Annotated in this window: 17 protein-coding genes; 8 read left to right on the top strand and 9 right to left on the bottom strand. The window is 67.3% G+C overall.

What is annotated here, in order from left to right:
• Positions 1 to 492: 492 nt before the first annotated feature.
• The 6 genes from ITJ67_RS10410 (at position 493) to ITJ67_RS10385 (ending at position 3,512) form a co-directional block, all read left to right on the top strand.
• On the top strand, positions 493 to 945 hold the full coding sequence (locus tag ITJ67_RS10410) for an Asp23/Gls24 family envelope stress response protein (protein ID WP_194677559.1): 453 nt from the start codon (positions 493 to 495) through the stop codon (positions 943 to 945).
• Positions 942 to 1,142 carry a DUF2273 domain-containing protein gene (locus ITJ67_RS10405; RefSeq protein WP_194677558.1) on the top strand — a complete coding sequence of 67 codons (201 nt, stop codon included), beginning with the start codon at positions 942 to 944 and terminating at the stop codon, positions 1,140 to 1,142. The genes ITJ67_RS10410 and ITJ67_RS10405 overlap by 4 nt, the downstream gene beginning before the upstream one ends.
• Positions 1,139 to 1,519 (top strand): hypothetical protein, encoded by a 381-nt coding sequence (locus tag ITJ67_RS10400; protein ID WP_194677557.1) that lies wholly within the window; start codon positions 1,139 to 1,141, stop codon positions 1,517 to 1,519. The genes ITJ67_RS10405 and ITJ67_RS10400 overlap by 4 nt, the downstream gene beginning before the upstream one ends.
• The gene (locus ITJ67_RS10395) at positions 1,516 to 2,097 is read left to right on the top strand and encodes a DUF6286 domain-containing protein (RefSeq protein ID WP_194677556.1); all 582 of its coding nucleotides are present in this window, start codon (positions 1,516 to 1,518) and stop codon (positions 2,095 to 2,097) included. Before ITJ67_RS10400 ends, ITJ67_RS10395 begins: the two co-directional genes overlap by 4 nt.
• The gene (locus ITJ67_RS10390; protein ID WP_194677555.1) at positions 2,094 to 2,699 is read left to right on the top strand and encodes a hypothetical protein; all 606 of its coding nucleotides are present in this window, start codon (positions 2,094 to 2,096) and stop codon (positions 2,697 to 2,699) included. Before ITJ67_RS10395 ends, ITJ67_RS10390 begins: the two co-directional genes overlap by 4 nt.
• Positions 2,700 to 2,870: 171 nt before the next feature.
• Positions 2,871 to 3,512, top strand: coding sequence for a hypothetical protein (locus tag ITJ67_RS10385; RefSeq protein WP_194677554.1), 642 nt, complete (start codon positions 2,871 to 2,873; stop codon positions 3,510 to 3,512).
• Positions 3,513 to 3,535: 23 nt separating this feature from the next.
• On the opposite strand, the gene ITJ67_RS10380 is transcribed toward ITJ67_RS10385, so the two are convergent.
• A complete protein-coding gene (locus ITJ67_RS10380) occupies positions 3,536 to 3,898 on the bottom strand; it encodes a DUF1048 domain-containing protein (RefSeq protein ID WP_160071215.1) in 363 nt (120 codons plus the stop codon).
• A gap of 1 nt (position 3,899) precedes the next feature.
• On the bottom strand, positions 3,900 to 4,271 hold the full coding sequence (locus ITJ67_RS10375; protein WP_194677553.1) for a PadR family transcriptional regulator: 372 nt from the start codon (positions 4,269 to 4,271) through the stop codon (positions 3,900 to 3,902).
• Between the two features lie 232 nt (positions 4,272 to 4,503).
• On the opposite strand from ITJ67_RS10375, the gene ITJ67_RS10370 reads away from it, so the two are divergent.
• Together ITJ67_RS10370 and ITJ67_RS10365 are read left to right on the top strand one after the other, a co-directional pair.
• Complete coding sequence (locus ITJ67_RS10370; RefSeq protein WP_228496668.1) at positions 4,504 to 5,040, top strand: PadR family transcriptional regulator; 537 nt, start codon at positions 4,504 to 4,506, stop codon at positions 5,038 to 5,040.
• A 155-nt stretch (positions 5,041 to 5,195) separates the two neighbouring features.
• Complete coding sequence (locus tag ITJ67_RS10365; RefSeq protein ID WP_323741449.1) at positions 5,196 to 6,887, top strand: ABC1 kinase family protein; 1,692 nt, start codon at positions 5,196 to 5,198, stop codon at positions 6,885 to 6,887.
• On the opposite strand, the gene ITJ67_RS10360 is transcribed toward ITJ67_RS10365, so the two are convergent.
• From ITJ67_RS10360 to mptB, 7 genes are all read right to left on the bottom strand, one after another.
• On the bottom strand, positions 6,884 to 7,486 hold the full coding sequence (locus tag ITJ67_RS10360; RefSeq protein ID WP_194677552.1) for a YdeI/OmpD-associated family protein: 603 nt from the start codon (positions 7,484 to 7,486) through the stop codon (positions 6,884 to 6,886). The two genes, ITJ67_RS10365 and ITJ67_RS10360, sit on opposite strands and share 4 nt — an antisense overlap.
• A 74-nt stretch (positions 7,487 to 7,560) precedes the next feature.
• Positions 7,561 to 9,402: a Na+/H+ antiporter NhaA gene (nhaA, locus tag ITJ67_RS10355; RefSeq protein WP_228502612.1), complete on the bottom strand. Its 1,842-nt coding sequence runs from the start codon at positions 9,400 to 9,402 to the stop codon at positions 7,561 to 7,563.
• A 130-nt stretch (positions 9,403 to 9,532) separates the two neighbouring features.
• A complete protein-coding gene (locus ITJ67_RS10350; RefSeq protein ID WP_160071211.1) occupies positions 9,533 to 10,291 on the bottom strand; it encodes an alpha/beta hydrolase family protein in 759 nt (252 codons plus the stop codon).
• Positions 10,292 to 10,301: 10 nt separating this feature from the next.
• Complete coding sequence (locus ITJ67_RS10345; protein ID WP_160071210.1) at positions 10,302 to 10,781, bottom strand: cupin domain-containing protein; 480 nt, start codon at positions 10,779 to 10,781, stop codon at positions 10,302 to 10,304.
• Between the two features lie 71 nt (positions 10,782 to 10,852).
• Entirely contained in the window at positions 10,853 to 11,077 is a 225-nt protein-coding gene (locus tag ITJ67_RS10340; RefSeq protein WP_160071209.1) for a hypothetical protein, read from the bottom strand.
• Between the two features lie 251 nt (positions 11,078 to 11,328).
• Entirely contained in the window at positions 11,329 to 12,714 is a 1,386-nt protein-coding gene (gene dnaB, locus ITJ67_RS10335) for a replicative DNA helicase (RefSeq protein WP_104243995.1), read from the bottom strand.
• A gap of 353 nt (positions 12,715 to 13,067) precedes the next feature.
• Positions 13,068 to 14,636 (bottom strand): polyprenol phosphomannose-dependent alpha 1,6 mannosyltransferase MptB, encoded by a 1,569-nt coding sequence (gene mptB, locus ITJ67_RS10330; RefSeq protein WP_194677550.1) that lies wholly within the window; start codon positions 14,634 to 14,636, stop codon positions 13,068 to 13,070.
• Between the last annotated feature and the right edge of the window lie 20 nt (positions 14,637 to 14,656).

Genomic DNA, 14,656 nt, shown 5'->3' with positions numbered 1-14,656 from the left:
CACGGGGGAGAAACACCCGGGGAAATGAGCTGCGATACAGCAAACTCGGAGTCACTCGGACGGCTTCAACTCCCCAGAATCATTTCCGTCGACGCGCTGAATCAAAGTGGTACTCGAGCCGAACCCACATCCGAATGTGCGAAAAATACCAGGTCATCGTAGATATATAGGCCGATGGCGACCACATCGCGGCGCGAAACTCTCGGCAACGATTCCGTACGTCGTGCATATGCTCACCGGGCAGATGCGAGTTCACTTCGCTGGGTGCACGCAATGTGAAATACCACTCGCGCGCCACAGCGGACCACAGCTGCGACCCCTCCCCCGACTCTGCCCGTTCTCGCCAACTCGACCGCGCCGTCAGGCCAGTGATCCGGCTCCCGAATCTCTTTTCTCAAGCCATTCGTGACAAATCATCGAAAGCACACGTCTCACCAGCACAACCCCACAGCAGGTGCACCCGCACCGCCGGGCAACCACAAGGAGCGCATCATGTCGAACACCACCCCGAACGTCAGCACCTCGTCCAGCGACCGCAAGGACCTGCGCCCCGCTCACGCCTCCAACGGCAAGACCACGATCAACGACAGCGTCGTGGCTCGCGTTGCGGGCATCGCGGCCCGTGACGCTCGCGGCGTCTACGACCTCGGTGGCGGCGCGGCCCGCGCGATCGGTGCCATCCGCAACGCCCTGAACGCCACCGACCAGGGCCAGGGCATCAGCGTCGAGGTCGGCGAGAAGCAGGTCGCCGTCGACGTGACCATCGTCGCCGAGTACCCCGTCTCCCTCCAGGACGTCGCCGACGGCGTCCGCGCCGACGTGATCCGCGCGATCGAGACGATCGTCGGCCTCGAGGTCACCGAAGTCAACGTGACCGTCAACGACGTCCACCTCCCCTCCGAAGACGACACCAACGACAAGACGGAAGAAGCGCGAGTCCAGTGAACACCGCATCCCTCACCCGAACCGGCATCCTCATCGGCGCAGTCCTCGCGCTCACCTGGATCATCCTCGGCTTCTGGGCGTTCTTCTTCGTCGCGATCGCGATGATCATCGGCGGCGTCGTCGGACGCATCCTCGAAGGAAAGCTCGACGCCAGCGCCCTCGTCGACGTCATCCGGGGACGGAATACCTCCTCATGAGCATCGCCGCGACGACACACCACGGCGCGGCGCAGCGAGGCACAACACGACTCACCGCGAAGGCCCTGACTCGTGTCGCGTCAGCTGTCGCCGGTGACGCCCTCGGGGTCGACGCTGGCAGCGTCAACGTCGACCTCGACGACCACAACGGCAAACTCGCGCTGCGGATCAGCACACCGATTCGTGTGCCCTCCCTCGCCCGCATCCGCTCACAGGACGCCGCCATCGAACGCAGCGGCGGGCCGATCCTCGATCGAGTCGAAACCGCGAAGGTCGCGATCCGGGATCGCTTCCAGACGTTGACCGACTCACACGTCGACCGCGTCATGCTGCGGATTACCGGGCTCGACATCCGAACCGAGGAACGAGTCACATGAGCAACCGCGATTCCCTCTACGCACGGGTCGCACGGCGCGAGACGCACTCCCCTCGGTCGGCGCTCTCGATCACCCTCGCCCTGCTGCTGATCATCGTGGCTGCCTGGGTCGGCACGGAGATCGTCCTCGCGCTCCTGGCGCTCCCCGCGCTGCTCGTCGCGCCGGTCGACATGTTCACGTCGACCCTCGGCGTCCTCGAGCAGCCCGCCCAGTACGTCGGGATCGCGGGCGTCGTGGTTGCCATCCTGGGTCTGGCCCTGCTCATTGCCGGGCTCGCCCCCGGACGGCGAGCACGCCACGTCCTGCGCTCGTCGCGGACCGCCACCGTCGCGGACAACGCGGTCATCGCCTCCGCCCTCGCCCGCCACGCGGCCCTCGCCGGCCACGTCAGCCCCGACAACGTCACCGTCTCCGTGTCGCACCGTCGCGCCGACGTGCGCCTCACCCCCGCCTCCGGGGTCCCGGTCGACGCCGCCTCCATCGAAGCGGCCGTCAAACAGCAGCTCGAGCAGTACGAGCTCACCCCGCGCGTCACCGCCAAGGTGCGCGTCGCAGAGAACGGGAAGGTCGGCGCATGAACAACACGAACCGAGGCCTGAACCGCCTCCTCATCGTCGCCGTCGGCCTCGTCCTGCTCGCGATCGGAGCAGCCGCCGCGATCGGTGCCTGGCTGCCCGGAGCGAAGGACACCTGGACCCCCATCTCCGAAACCGTCAACACGCAGGTCGGGAGCTGGCTCCAGCAGACACCCTTCCCGGGCACCGACTTCAGCTGGCTGATGATCGCCGTCGTCGCCGTGCTCGTGGTGGGCATCATCCTGCTCCTCGCCTTCACCCTCCGACAGGGGCAAGGCCGGACGGGAACCCTCATCCACGACCGCGAATCGCGAGTAGGGCCCACTGTCGTGGACGTCAGCGTCGCCAGGGACGCGCTCTCAGACTCGCTCGGCGAACGCGATGAGTTCATCGGGGCCAGTGTCTCCGCCTACGAGGTGCGCGGCGCCTCCGTACTGAAGGTCTCCGCAAGCTGTCGGCGCGGGGTCTCCCCGAGAGACGCCGTAGACATCGTCGAACGCGACCTCCACACCCTCGACGCGCTGCTCGGCAGTGAGCTGCCGGTGCTCCTCCAGCTGACTGGCGGGTTCCGAGCACGAACGCAGAAGTCGACTCGCCTGCAGTAGCCAGACCGCGACCCCCACAAGCACGACCCAGCTCCAATCCGAAAGCTCCACCACCATGTTCCTTCGCATCATCACCTTTGCCCTCGGCATCATCACCAAACGACGCAGCGCGAAAAAGCGACAGCAGAAGCGCGACTCACCCGGGAACCGACACTGACCGCCACCCTGCAGATGACCGCGCGACGGATTCTGAGAGGCCCGGCCTGGAGCGCACCTGTCGTTGCGGCCGCGGTCGCCCCTACTGCTCCCCCCGAGTACCCCTGCCTGGGAAATTCCACCTCGCGTTCGGCGTGGAAGATCGACGCCGGCCCGCTGACGGGTGCGTTCGTCGAAGGCTCGGGCACAAACGGCTTCGAGAGCTCGACGGGCGTCACCCTGGTCTCCGGGATGGACGCCGCCGGCACGGCTGCTCCCGCGACCTGGAGCGCGAGCTACGCCTTCCCGGTGACCCCTGGCCGCACGTACACCTTCACGTCTCGGGTTTCCGCGAGCCGCCACTCGTCCGACTCCGGGTCGAGCCGCCCTGCGGCGATCGTCGTGGACGCCGTCGATGCGAGGGGGACGACGATCGAATCCCTCGCCGTGCTCTCCACGGCATCCACCGACCCCGCGCCGGCACAGACGCTCCCGGTCACGCACAGCGCAGACCCGACGATGACCCCGATCACGTTCGCCCACCACTCCGGAAGCGCAGCTGGCATGGTCACACTGCGACTGCTCTTCTCGAAGGCGATCGCTCCAAGCGACCTGACGGCGAACGACGACCTCAGAATCGAGCTCCCCACCGTCACCTGCACGTTCCCGCCCGCCTGAGACCGTCGGTGGGGAATGGCTGATTACTGCCCCCGCTCCGCTTCTTCGACGGCCTTGACCAGGCGGGCGCGCTCCTTGTCGATCCACTGCTTCCCTGAGTACGACTGGCCGAACGTCTCGGCGAAGTCGACCGGGTCGCTGCCCACGATGTCGCGGACAGGAGCGTCATCGGCCACGGCCCGCTCCCAGAGGTCGGCGAGGTCGGCGTTCATGCGCACCATCGACTCGCCATCGGCGATGCCGCTGTAGTACATGAGGTACCGCTGGATGGCCTTCGCAACCCTGCCGTAGGGCTCCGGCAGCGCATCCAGCCGAGCTTGTGCTTCCTTGTACTGCTTCTTCTCCTCGAATGAGCCCGTGAGCGATTCGATCCACTTGGCGGCCATGTCAGTTGCCTCTCTCGATGTCTGTGCTGGTGTCAGCGGATGGTGCGGTTATGGTGTCGCGGAGCTGCTCGAGGCGTTCGACGAGGAACCCCCACGTGCGCCAGAACTCGGCGAGGTACTCGGTGCCCGCGGCGTTGATCGTGTAGACCTTCCGCGGCGGGCCCTTCTCGGACGGGACCTTCTCCACGTCGACGAGACCCTTCTGCTCGATGCGCACGAGGAGCGCGTAGACCGTTCCCTCGGCGATGTCGACGAAGCCCTGCTCGCGGAGCCAGCTCGTGATCTCGTACCCGTAGGCGGAGCGCTTCGCGAGGATCGCGAGCACGATGCCCTCGAGCGTGCCCTTGAGCATCTCGGATGCTTGCTTGCCCATCGGCCACCTTCTCTACTCAGCAACGATGAATACCGGTACAAAGTAACACCGAGTACCGGTACTTAGCAACAAAGATAAGTGGCCACCTGGCGAACACCCAGAGCCACCCTGAATGCACAGCTTCACCGACATTCACCGATGTATCGTCGGGTGTCGTCAGGTATCGCCAATCCGCGCATCCACCCGGCCGACACGATCGCCACCGGATGCTCGGCACTCGAAAGGAATGCACATGGTCGCTCAGCACACCCCAGGCGGACTCGGCTTCGGCCTCCGCGAAGCCGTCGACGAGATCCGCGAGACCTTCGCTTCGCGACCGACCACTGCTCGAGCCGGCCGCGGAGATGTCAGGACCGCCCTCCTCGTCGCGCTCCTCGAGGGCCCACAGCACGGCTACCAGCTGATCCAGGCCATCGAAGCCCGCACGAGTGGCGCTTGGAAGCCCAGCCCCGGCTCGGTCTACCCCACACTCCAGCTGCTCTCCGACGAGGGCCTCGTCGTGCCCGAGGTCACCGGCGAGCGCAAGGTCTACGCGCTCACCGAAGAAGGCCGCGCCGTCGCAGTGGATGCCTCAGCCGGGGAGCTCCCCTGGGAGTCGCCAGCCGCACGCCGCGCCGAGCGCGCAGCGACCCTCCCGAAGGCCGGCGCTCGCCTCGCGCAGGCCGTCGTCCAGGTGCAGAGCAGCGCGACCCCCGACCAGGCCGAACGGGCCGCAGCACTGCTCGACGAGACACGGCGCAAGCTGTACTCGATCCTCGCCGAGGACTGAACGTGACCGATGGCCCCGGCCTCACGGAGGAGCTGGCCGCCGAGAGCAGACTGACCGCAGCCGCGGCGCAGGCACGAGCCGTCACCCGGCCCGGTGCCGTCCGCAGCAGCGATACGAAGCTCTCGGCGGAAGGCCGTGCCAGGTACCGCAGGATCGTGCGGTTCGCGCAGCGTGCGATGGTGCAGATCTGGTGGTTCGAGATCTTCCTGCCGCGCATCCGCCTCGGGAAGCTCGCGGAACGCGGACGCACGGCGCGCATGCAGCGCCTCGCTCGCCGCTTCCACGCACTCGCCGTCGAGCTCGGCGGACTCATGATCAAGGTGGGCCAATTCCTGTCCTCGCGCCTCGACGTGCTGCCGCCTGAGATAACCGCAGAGCTCGAGGGGCTGCAGGATGAGGTGCCCGCGGTCGCGTTCCCGGCCATCCGTGCACAGGCCGAGGCTGAACTCGGTATGCCGCTCGGGCAGGCCTACGCGAGCTTCGACGAGACTCCGATCGCCGCCGCCTCCTTCGGGCAGGCGCACCGGGCTGTGCTCACTCCCGCGCTCGCCGAGGAGACCGGCTACTCCAACGTCGTCGTGAAGGTGCAGCGGCCGGGCATCGAGGACCTCGTGGAGACCGACCTTCGCGCACTGCGCCGCGTCGGCCAGCTCCTGAAGCGAGTCGAGCTCGTCTCCAAGCGTGCAGACGCACCCGCCCTCGTCGAGGAGTTCGCCGCGACGAGCCTCGAGGAGATCGACTACATCCACGAGGGCACGAGCGCCGAGCGATTCGCCGCCGACTTCGAGGCCGACCCGCGCGTAGGGGCCGCCCAGGTCGTGTGGGAGCGCACCGCGTCGCGCATCCTCACCCTCTCCGACGTCACCGCGATCAAGATCACCGACGTGGATGCCCTGCGCGCGGCGGGCATCGACCCCGTCGAGGTCGCCAACGAACTGGCGAGGGCCACGTTCCAGCAGCTGTTCGTCGCCGGGTTCTTCCACGCCGACCCGCACCCCGGCAACATCTTCGTGACCCCCCTGGCCACCCCAAGGCAGCCTGCCCTGTCGGACGTCGATGCCGAAGGAAGCGCCGAGCCACTCGCGCCCGTGACCTGGGAGCTGACCTACATCGACTTCGGCATGATGGGCGTCATCTCCGACACCCTCCGGGCGAGCCTCCGCCAGCTGATCTTCGCGATCGTCTCTCGCGACGGGCCAGGGCTCGTGCGGTCGATGCGCAGCGTCGGCGTGCTCCTCCCTGCCGGTGACACCATCGAGCTCGAGCAGGCGATGACCGAGCTCTTCGGGCGCTTCGGAGGAATGGGAGTCGCCGAGCTGCAACGCGTCGACCCTGCCGAGCTCGGTGACTTCGCCGACCGCTTCCGCGACACCATCCGCGAGATGCCGTTCCAGCTGCCCGAGAACTTCCTGCTCATCATCCGAGCGATCTCGCTCGTCTCCGGCGTGACCTCGGCGCTCGACAAGGACTTCAACATGTGGGAGGCGGTCGACCCGTTCGCCCGCACCCTCACCCGCGACGAGGGCGGCAACACGGTGCAGGCCGTCGCCAAGCAGGCGATCTCCGCGCTGGCGACCGCAGTCACCCTCCCCGGTCGCCTCGATGCGCTCACCACTCGCCTCGAGGCGGGCCAGCTCAAGGTGCAGACGCCCAGCGTCGATCGGCATATGCGCTCACTCGAGCGGATGCTGCGCGGGGTCGTCTCGGCGATCGTGTTCGCCGCGCTGCTCATCGCCGGTGTGCTCCTGCTGCCGCAGCTCGCCCCGCTCGGGATCGTGCTCATGAGCGTCTCGGTCGTGCCGCTGCTGCTCGCCGCAGGAGCAGTCTTCGGTCGGCGTCGGGGCTAGACCGCGAGCTTGCCGCTCTTCGACAGCTCGGGGTCGGTGCACGAGGAGAGGTCGAAGCAGCACGGGCGGCGCTTGCCCGCCTCGAGCTTCGAGAGGCCGACCTCGACGCGACGCAGACGCGTCTGCGGGTTCCGGGTCGCGTTGATCCACCGCACCCACTCCCACCTCGCCATCGGCGTGATGTCATGCCAGGTGGCGGCAGATTCGGGTGCCTCCGCGAGCGCGGCGGCGAAGTCCTCGGGAATGGCCGGCTCTGGCCAGTCGCCTCGAGGTCGCAGCTCGACCGCCACGGCGTCGCCGGCCCGGACACCTGCACCGAGCGCGGCCGCGACGTCCAGCCAGTGGCCGCGGAGCCCGTCGGGTTCGATGACGGAGTCGAGGGACTGCGCCGCTTTCGCGCCATTCGGCCGAATCGAACCGGTCACGGCCACCTGACCGCGCGAGGGCAGCATTCTGCTCGCGTCGTCCGGGAACCGGACGATGAGCCGCTCGCCCGCATCGCCGACGACCGGGGCGGCGATGACACGCGCCTCGAATCGCACACCGTCGGTGTCTGGTGCCGCACCCTCCTCGACGAGAGCACTCTTCTTGTCAGCCATGAGGAGATCGTACGACCCGGCGCCGTGCGCCGGGAATGCAGGCCCCAGTTGCGCCGAGCACCTCGGGCGCGGTGCTACGAGCGACGGCGGATGGCTGCCTCCTTGCGCTGCGCCTCGATCGTCGCGATGAGCGTGCGTGCATCGTGCGCACCGCTGTGGCGCGTCTCGCCGAGGAAGAACGTCGGAGTGCCGCGCGCCCCGCTGTCGATGGCGCTCTGCATATCGTCGCGGATGCGCCTGGGCAGTTCGTCGTCGAGCATGTCGAGGTCGAACCGGTCGAGGTCGAGCCCGATCTCCTCCGCGTAGCCGCGCAGGAACTGCACGTCGAGGCGCTCCTGGTTGGCGAAGAGCAGATTATGCATCTCCCAGAACTTCCCCTGGTTCGCGGCGGCCTCGGCCGCGATCGCGGCCTGGAAGGCGTGCGGGTGGTACTCCTCCAGCGGCAGGTGGCGCACCACGTAGCGTGCCCCGCCGTCGCTGAAGTACTCGCCGAGGTCCTGCCACATGCCGGTCGCTCGCGCGCAGAAGGGGCATTCGAAGTCGAGGTACTCGACGATCGTGACCTGCGCATCCGGGTCGCCGAGGAGGTGGTCGCGCTCGGGATCGACGGGCCGAGACAGCTTCGTCGGCAGATCGGCAGTGGTCTCGTTCATCTTGACGCGCGCGAACGTGAAGGTGAGCCAGCCGAGCACCCAGGACAGCACCATGGCGATGAAGACGCCCACGATGGCCTGCCCGGCGACCTCGCCCTCGAGCGCCAGCGAGATGATGAGCAGCGACATCGTGAAGCCGATGCCGCTGAGCGCGGCGCCGCCGAAGACGCTGCCCATGCCGACGCCCTGCGGGAGGGTGCCGAGGCCAGCACGAACAGCGATCCAGCTGCCGAGCGCGATGCCGCCGAACTTGCCGAGGACAAGACCCGCGACGACACCCCACGTGACGGGCGAGGTGAGCGCGTCGCCGAGCATCCCGCCCCGCAGGTCGACCCCTGCGTTCGCGAGCGCGAAGACCGGCACGATGAAGAGCGCGACGGGGCTGAGCAGCACCTCGTGGAGCCGTTCGTTGACGGAGATCGACTTGGCGAGACCGAGCCGCACGTTGCGGGCAGCGTCGGCGCGGGGTGACTGCCAGAAGTCGCGGAAGAGCCGCTTCGCTCGCACCACGTCCTCCCGGTCCGGATCCGAGGCGGGGATGAGCAGACCAGCGGCCATTCCGGCGAGCGACGGATGCACACCGGAGAGCAGCGTCGCGGCCCACAGCACGACGATCACGACGATGTACGGACTGCTGCGCCACTCGTTCGCGCGTGCCAGAAGGAACAGGAGGACGAGGCAGACGACGGCGATGCCGAGGGGCATCCACTGCACGGACTCCGTGTAGACGATGCCGATGATGGCGACGGCGAGGAAGTCGTCGACGACGGTGAGCGTCAGCAGGAAGACGCGCAGCTGGCTCGACATCTTCGGACCGACCAACGCAAGCGCACCAAGGAGGAACGCCGTGTCCGTGCCGATGACCGCTCCCCACGCTTCCGGGGCGTCGCGCCCGGCGATGGCGAGGTAGATGAGCGCAGGGAGAGCGACTCCGGCGAGGCCCGCGACGATGGGCACAAGAGCCTGGCGCCGGTCACGCAGCGAGCCGACCGCGAGCTCTTGTCGCACCTCGAGCCCGATGAGGAAGAAGAAGATGACCATGAAGCCGTCGTTCACCCAGTGGTGGAGGCTCATGTCGATGCGGAAGTCGCCGATGCCGATGGCAGCGTGGGTCTCCCACAGCTGCACGTACGACTCAGACCAGGGCGAGTTCGCCCACAGCAACGCGAACACCGCGACGCCGACGAGCAGGAGGGCGCTCCCCGACTCGGTGCGCAGACGGTCCGCGACGAGACGGACCCAATCCTGTTTCTGCTGGCCCAATGGCTTCCCCTCCACGATGGCGGGGTCTGTGCTCAGACTTCTCGCCGGATGGAAGCATACGTCGCAGCGGAGACGCGCGGGGTCGTCAGGCGGTCCTGTCAGTCCTTCCCTGGCGTCACGGTCGACTGCCTCAGGCGTGATGAGCGAATGCGAATGCGTCGAGCCAGGCATGCACGTCTGGCCAGTGCGGCGCATCCGGCGCAATCGCGGCGCGATGCTCAAGGCTCGCGGGCTCGATGAGCTCGACGTCGGCGCCAGCCCGCCTGGCGGCGGCAACGTAGGCGCGGGTGTGCTCGACCGGCACACGCTCGTCATCGGCGCCGTGCACAAGCAGCGCCCGTGCCTGCAGAGGCAAGTGCTCGATCGGTGACGCCGACGCGTAGACCTCCGGGGCTTGGGAGGGCGCCACGCGGAAGAACTCCGAGACGGCTCCGTCGCCGTTGCCCTCTTCGTAGCCGCGCGCGAGGTCAGTGACGGGCGCGAGCGCCACAACCGCGTCGCCTGGTTCTCCGCCGAGGAGCGCGAGCTGACCGCCAACCGAGTGCCCGACGATCACGAGCCGCGCATCCGCCGTCAACCGGGACGCCTCGCTGCGCGCCGCCGAGAGGCCACGCGAGAGGTCCCCACGCGTCGCCGACCATCCATCGTCGCCCCGCCGATACTCGAGATTCGCCACGGCCCAGCCGCGTCGGGTGAACTCTGGCACCAGCGGCAGCATGAGCTCGTCGGTGAACTGCGATCGCCAATATCCACCGTGGATGAGCACGGCGAGCCCGCGCACGGGCCCGGAAGCCGCCCAGAACGTCAGATGCTGATCTGCGTCCGACCCGTATGTCTCGCGCCTCGCCTCCGGGTCGCCCGGCACGCCCCGGACGCTCGCATCCGTCACGTGCGACGCCTCACGCGCCTTCCACGGCACCCTCTGGCAGGAAGTCGACGCCGTTCAGGGCTGAGAGACGCACGACTTCGGCCGGGTCGGTCACGTTGTGCAGCAGGCTGAAGAGGTTCGCCAGCCTTCCGCCTGGGCTCACCCAGAACAGCGACTTCGCAGCCTCGTCCTGCTTGTTGTAGTAGGCGTGCGGGATGCCCTTCGGCATCTGCACGAGGTCGCCAGGGCCGGCCGTGGTCCACTGGCCGTCGAGGTAGAGGGTGTAGACCCCTTCGAACACGTAGATGAACTCGTCCTGGGTGGGGTGCACGTGCGGCGGCACCCCGGTTCCGGCCGGGTCGAGCGAGAGCCATGAGTAGGTCGAGGAGCTCTCTGCCTTCGTGATGTAGGTGTGGCCGAGCACATTCCAGACACGGCCGGCCACGGCCTCGTCGGCTCGGACGATACCTGCGGGCAGGTCGCCCAGGACGATCTCTTCAGAACTCACCATTGGGTTCCTCCAGTTGGGGTCGGTGCGCTCAGTCTGGCAGATGCCTCGCCGCCTCGGCGATCGCGTTCGGGCTACTTGCTGGCCTGCTGGCGGATCGCGAGGACGCCGGTCGTCCAGGCCGTGGCAATCGCGGCGCATCCGCTGCTGCCGGCGATGATCATGGGCGCAGAGCTGGCCATGACCCCGGCAACCAGCATGACGAGCACTGCGAGCAGCAGAACGCTCATCGCGATCGTGAGGATGCGTATCGATCGGCGCTGCTTCATGCTGGCCGGCTGCGTCGCGTCAGCGTTCATGATCTCTCCCTTGTCCTTGTCACCGCGAGTGGGTGCTGCATTCAAGGTACGAAGCACAGGAGCCTCGGCGCTTCGGCCGCGGGGCTGAACTCGATAGCCGGAGGGATGAGACCGACGAGCTCGTGGTGCAGATACGAGCTTCGCGCTCCATCCGCTTCTCATGCCGCTCGCGTTCCTTGGTCGCCTCCGCCTCGCGATTCTCCGGCGGCGCGTTGGTGACGACGTCGTCGAGGAGGCGCGGCCGGATTCGCCTACTGCCCCGTCGCGTAGCCGGGCGCCATGTCCATGAAGCGAGAGAAGTGCCCCTGGAAGGTGACCGTGATCGTGTCGGTCGGGCCGTTGCGGTGCTTGGCGAGGATGAAGTCGGCCTCACCGCCGCGCGGGCTCTCCCGGTCGTAAGCGCCTTCGCGGTGGAGCAGGATGATCATGTCGGCGTCCTGCTCGAGCGATCCGGACTCGCGGAGGTCGCTCGCCGCCGGACGCTTGTCGGCACGCTGCTCGGGACCACGGTTCAGCTGCGACAGCGCGATGACGGGAACGTCGAGCTCCTTCGCGAGCAGCTTCAGCGCACGCGAGAACTCCGACACCTCCTGCTGGCGGCTCTCGACGCGCTTGCCGCTTGTCATGAGCTGCAGGTAGTCGATGACGACGAGCGACAGCCCGACCTTCTGCTTGAGCCTGCGGCACTTCGCGCGGATCTCGACGAGCGTCATGTTGGGGCTGTCGTCGATGTAGAGCGGGGCGTCGGAGATATCACCCTGCGTGCGGGCGATCTGCGTCAGATCTTCCTGCGTGAGGCCGCCGGCACGCATGTGCTGCAGCCGAACGCTGGCCTCCGCCGAGATCAGGCGCATGGCGATCTCGCTCTTGCCCATTTCGAGACTGAAGAAGATCGAGGCCTTGCCGTGCGTGATGGATGCGGAGCGTGCGAAGTCGAGCGCCACCGTCGACTTTCCGAGACCGGGGCGGGCCGCGACGATGATGAGCTGGCCACCGTGGAAGCCGTTCGTGATGCGGTCGAGGTCGCTGAACCCGGTCGGCACTCCGGTCATGCCCCCGGATTTGTTCTGCGCGGCGTCGATGTCGTTCTGTGCTTCGAGGATGGCCTCGGCGAGGACGACGTAGTCCTCCTTCTCGACTGCCCCGGTGACGCCGTAGATCTCTGCCTGGGCCTGGTTGACGAGGTCGACGACCTCACCTTCCGCGAGGTAGCCCATCTGCACGATGCGGGTGCCGGCCTCGACCAGGCGCCGCAAGACGGCGCGTTCCGAGACGATCGCCGCGTAGTAGCCGGCGTTCGCTGCTGTCGGCACGATGCCGGCCAGCGTGTGCAGGTATTCGGCACCGCCGGCACGCGAGAGCTCACCCGACTTCGTGAGGTGGTCGGTGACGGTGATGACATCCGTGGGCTCACCGGCGGCGTAGAGCGCGTGGATGGAGTCGAAGATGATCTCGTGCTTCGGCACGTAGAAATCGATGCCGCGCACGGCCTCGACGACGTCGGCGACCGCGTCCTTCGAAAGGAGCATGCCGCCGATGGCGGACTGTTCGGCGAGCAGGTCGTGGGGAGGTGTGCGGACCCCGTCGTGCGTCTCTCGCTCACCCTGAGATGAGGAACCGAGATGCGCGATCGACACGGATGCTCCTGACTTCGCTCGAATGCCGGTGAGAGATTTGACCACAGTAGCCCCCAGCTCCCCAGCCGAGCGAACCATCACCGGCGTGCCTGTGGATAACTCTGTGTGTAACTGTGGAGACGCGCCGGACGATGTGTGGAAACTCTGTGGATAACGTCGGGGATAATCTGCGAGATGTAGGCAAAAAATGCCTTCTCACCTGGTGTTTTCCTTTGAAATTCTGCTGTGCACAACAGGTGTGAAGCATCCATTGAAGGTTGAAACCTGCAAGCAGGACTGTGCATAACATCCGCCCACTTCCCCACGCAAACCGGGGATATCCGGGCGTTTTCCACAGCCTCGCGAGCGTGAGCTCAGCGCTGCGTGTCGGCGCGCTGCCGCAGCTTCCGCTGCCGTCTCGCGCTCCACCGATCGACGAGCACCTGTCCGTACGGAACGGCGATGACCACCGCACGACCCGAGACGTTGCTCGAACGCCACCACCAGACGAGCACGGACAGGGCGAACAGCACCGTGATGCTGGCCACCGCGATGCGCGTGTATGGCCCCTCGAAGAACGAGTCGGTCGGCTCAGCGAGCGTCACCGTCGTGAAGAAGATGTTCACCAGCATCGCGAGGTGCTCCTGCCCCTTCCTCCACGGACCAGCGACGGCCGCGAACGGGAGGATCCACATGACGTACCAGGGGTGGATGGCAGTGGAGGCCGCGACGATGACCGCCGTGCACAGCACCAGGCGCAGCAGGGGGTCGATGGGCCGCTTCGTGAGGACAACCCACGCGGCGACGAGACCGGCGATCGAGAAGGCGATCACCTTGAGGATGACCTCGAACACGAACGGGTCCAGGGCCACGAGCTCCGCCAGGCCGCGCACGGTGCCGACCATGAGCGTCAACGGGGAGTACCAGTGCTGGATCGCCCCCGGCACGGTGAGGGCCGTCACCCAACCGAACCCCAAGCCCAGCACGAGGCCGATCGCACCCACCAGTCCGACCGCGATGGCACCGTGCAGGGTCCAGCTCTTGACCCTGTCCCACACGGGGAGCGAGCTGGGCCTGCCGATGAGCGCCACGATGGGCAGGGCGATGAGCGCGATCGGCTTGATCGCGACGGCCAGCGCGATCCAGACCACTCCGAGGACACGATGCCCCTTGAGCGCCGCGAGGAGGCCGAACCCCATGCCGGCGAGCATGAGGCCGTCGTTGTGCCCTGAGGCGATGAACAGGAGGAGCGTGAGGGGGTTCGCGGCGATCATCCAGGCGACGAACGCGCGGTTGCGTCCACGAAGTGCGGCGATCTTCAAGAAGGCCACCACCATGAGCACAGCGCCCGCGGTTGCGGCGACGCGATTCAGGAACAGGGCGTACTCGGGGATCTCAGCCCCGAGCCAGGAGAAGACGGCCGCGACGCCGAGGAACAGCGGACCATAAGGCGACTCGGTGCTGGACCAGAACGGGTCGACGCCGAGCGAGTACCAGCCGGCGATCTCGTTGACGCCGTGCTGGTACGGGTCGATCCCCGCTGCCATGAGGCGCCCGACCGCGACGTACGAGAACATGTCCCGACTGAAAACGGGGATGCAGATCAGCAGCGGCAGGGCCCAGATGACGGCCGTCCTGATCACGCGTCGCAGCGAGGCGTCGTCGTCGCGAATGCTGGGCCTGAAGCGGATCCAGGCGATGAGGAGCAGGAAGCCGCCGACGATGAGCAGCATCGTGCAGAGACGCGTCAGGTCTGGTGAGCTGCGGAAGAACGCGATGGGAAACCACTCGCGAATACCGAGGCCATCGCCGATCCAGCCAGCGCCGAACGATCCGATGAGGATGAACAGCGACCCGATGAAGCCGAGGACCGTCGGGCTCACCGTCACCGGAAACCGGCGCGGCTCGTGCTCTGCTGCCGGTCGGTGCGTGTGGTTCGACATGTTCGTGTGTCAATCAGGAA

Origin of the sequence: Pseudoclavibacter sp. VKM Ac-2867 (assembly GCF_015351275.1) — a bacterium.
In the GTDB taxonomy this organism is placed as follows: domain Bacteria; phylum Actinomycetota; class Actinomycetes; order Actinomycetales; family Microbacteriaceae; genus Pseudoclavibacter.
Note: the sequence above shows the minus strand (reverse complement) of the source record. Positions and strands in the feature narration are given on the sequence as shown.

Bases quoted from the DNA above. Each gene is read 5' to 3' on its own strand.
- ITJ67_RS10410 (WP_194677559.1), top strand. From the start codon at position 493: ATGTCGAACACCACCCCGAACGTCAGCACCTCGTCCAGCGACCGCAAG.
- ITJ67_RS10400 (WP_194677557.1), top strand. From the start codon at position 1,139: ATGAGCATCGCCGCGACGACACACCACGGCGCGGCGCAGCGAGGCACA.
- ITJ67_RS10395 (WP_194677556.1), top strand. From the start codon at position 1,516: ATGAGCAACCGCGATTCCCTCTACGCACGGGTCGCACGGCGCGAGACG.
- ITJ67_RS10390 (WP_194677555.1), top strand. From the start codon at position 2,094: ATGAACAACACGAACCGAGGCCTGAACCGCCTCCTCATCGTCGCCGTC.
- ITJ67_RS10385 (WP_194677554.1), top strand. From the start codon at position 2,871: ATGACCGCGCGACGGATTCTGAGAGGCCCGGCCTGGAGCGCACCTGTC.
- ITJ67_RS10380 (WP_160071215.1), bottom strand. From the start codon at position 3,898: ATGGCCGCCAAGTGGATCGAATCGCTCACGGGCTCATTCGAGGAGAAG.
- ITJ67_RS10375 (WP_194677553.1), bottom strand. From the start codon at position 4,271: ATGGGCAAGCAAGCATCCGAGATGCTCAAGGGCACGCTCGAGGGCATC.
- ITJ67_RS10370 (WP_228496668.1), top strand. From the start codon at position 4,504: ATGGTCGCTCAGCACACCCCAGGCGGACTCGGCTTCGGCCTCCGCGAA.
- ITJ67_RS10360 (WP_194677552.1), bottom strand. From the start codon at position 7,486: ATGGCTGACAAGAAGAGTGCTCTCGTCGAGGAGGGTGCGGCACCAGAC.
- ITJ67_RS10345 (WP_160071210.1), bottom strand. From the start codon at position 10,781: ATGGTGAGTTCTGAAGAGATCGTCCTGGGCGACCTGCCCGCAGGTATC.
- ITJ67_RS10340 (WP_160071209.1), bottom strand. From the start codon at position 11,077: ATGAACGCTGACGCGACGCAGCCGGCCAGCATGAAGCAGCGCCGATCG.
- mptB (WP_194677550.1), bottom strand. From the start codon at position 14,636: ATGTCGAACCACACGCACCGACCGGCAGCAGAGCACGAGCCGCGCCGG.